We start from the raw sequence: 1,691 nt of genomic DNA on the forward strand, positions 1-1,691 counted from the left end.
CGCCGTCAATTACCCGCTGACAATCCGAACGGAGCGACAACCATGTCCAACTGACAGCGACAAACATCTCGACCGACCGGCCAAGATGTTTGTCGGTAAACCGGACTTCCTGCTTGACGCTATCCAGAAAACATCGAAAGCTGATGCCCACAGCGGCCGAGCGGTTGATCTGGGGGTTTGGCGACGGGTCGACGCTTCCCGTATTCGATACGCCTTTCGGTCGGCTGGGTGCGGTGATCTGTTGGGAAAACTACATGCCGCTTTTGCGCATGGCCATGTACGCGAAGCGAATACAGATTTATTGCGCGCCGACAGCGGACAGTCGGCCCACCTGGGTTGCTTCAATGCAGCACATTGCGATGGAAGGCCGCTGTTTTGTGCTCTCTGCGTGTCAGCATTTACGGCGCCGCGATGCGCCGGACAACTATGCTGCCGTCCAGGGCAACAATCCGGATACCGTTCTCATGCGTGGCGGCAGTTGCATAGTGGGACCACTAGGAGAGGTGCTTGCCGGGCCCGTGTTCGATGAAGATGCCCTGCTTGTTCACGAACTGGATCTCGCTGACCTCGCGAGGGGAAAATACGACTTCGATGTCGTAGGGCACTACGCACGTCCGGATATATTCCGCCTCCATGTAAATGAGTCGGTTACCCCACCCGTCGTCTTTGAGCAGAACCGTTGATTGCGCCTCATCGGGCTGTTTCTCCGAAACGGCCTCGCACGGATGCCTAACGTCGGTCACGACATCACCGAGGACATTCGGTCTCAGTATGCATTTCATTGCGGCACTTCACCGTGCCTTCCTGAAACAAGCGAATGATGCCCGGTTCTCGGGCGATGGAGGACGCTATGTATTCCTTGTTGCCAATATTGGGACCTGATCCTGACGCCCCCGTGAGCGCGGAAGCATACTCATTGGGTAATGATGGTCAGGCAGCCGGAACTCGGGGGTGTGGCCGAGGACGCAGGTGGTTCGCTAGTTCTTGGCGGAAGACCGATTCCAATCGATCCGTGGGGCCCCTGGCTGCAACTACAGCCGGAAAAGCGCGATGCGCTCATTGCACTAGCGATCGACGAGATCGCGAGTTCTATCTTTGACGAAGCGACCCGCGTGCAGGTGCGAACGACGTTGGTTGAAGCCGCAACCAGCCGCCTGAAAGGTATGAATGTCAGACGCGGTCGAACCGGACCGCGGCAAACCTCGAAACGAAACGCGGAGATTCCCAGAAAGCACGGGCTTCCGGTGAGCTGGCTAAAGAAGTTTGGCCGCTAGCGTCAACCTGTTGCGATGAGACGATCATTGCATTGAGCATCTCTTTCGAAAACCGTATGACGCCACGCAATCGTGCACCGATGGCGATGGGCGGATTCAACCGGTCGATGCAATAGTTCGATCGAATCGTTCAGCCGGTGTTTCGTAATCCAGGGTCTTTCGTGGTCGCTCGTTCAGCCTTCGTCCCACTCGTGTAGACTGCGCGGTTGTCCCAACAGATCGACCATCTCGACCCGGCTCTTCCTCCTGGGTCCGGCGTGTGTCAATGCCCGCGTTCGACGCGCCCCCGACTGGATAGCGTCAAGCAGGAAGTCCGGTTTACCGACAAACATCTTGGCCGGTCGGTCGAGATGTTTGTCGCTGTCAGTTGGACATGGTTGTCGCTCCGTTCGGATTGTCAGCGGGTAATTGACGGCG

The 1,691-nt window shown here is 57.3% G+C and carries 2 protein-coding genes and 1 pseudogene; 2 read left to right on the forward strand and 1 reads right to left on the reverse strand.

What is annotated here, in order from left to right; translation table 11 throughout:
* Positions 1 to 128: 128 nt before the first annotated feature.
* Together F6X39_RS36005 and F6X39_RS36010 are read left to right on the forward strand one after the other, a co-directional pair.
* Positions 129 to 683, forward strand: a pseudogene (locus F6X39_RS36005) (carbon-nitrogen hydrolase family protein); the annotation flags it as partial.
* Positions 684 to 953: 270 nt separating this feature from the next.
* Positions 954 to 1,274 (forward strand): hypothetical protein, encoded by a 321-nt coding sequence (locus F6X39_RS36010; protein ID WP_187620137.1) that lies wholly within the window; start codon positions 954 to 956, stop codon positions 1,272 to 1,274.
* A 173-nt stretch (positions 1,275 to 1,447) separates the two neighbouring features.
* On the opposite strand, the gene F6X39_RS36440 is transcribed toward F6X39_RS36010, so the two are convergent.
* On the reverse strand, positions 1,448 to 1,691 hold a 244-nt coding region (locus tag F6X39_RS36440; RefSeq protein ID WP_222945423.1), incomplete at its 5' end, for a hypothetical protein.

It is taken from the genome of Paraburkholderia sp. UCT2 (assembly GCF_014397665.1).
Lineage (GTDB): Bacteria > Pseudomonadota > Gammaproteobacteria > Burkholderiales > Burkholderiaceae > Paraburkholderia > Paraburkholderia tuberum.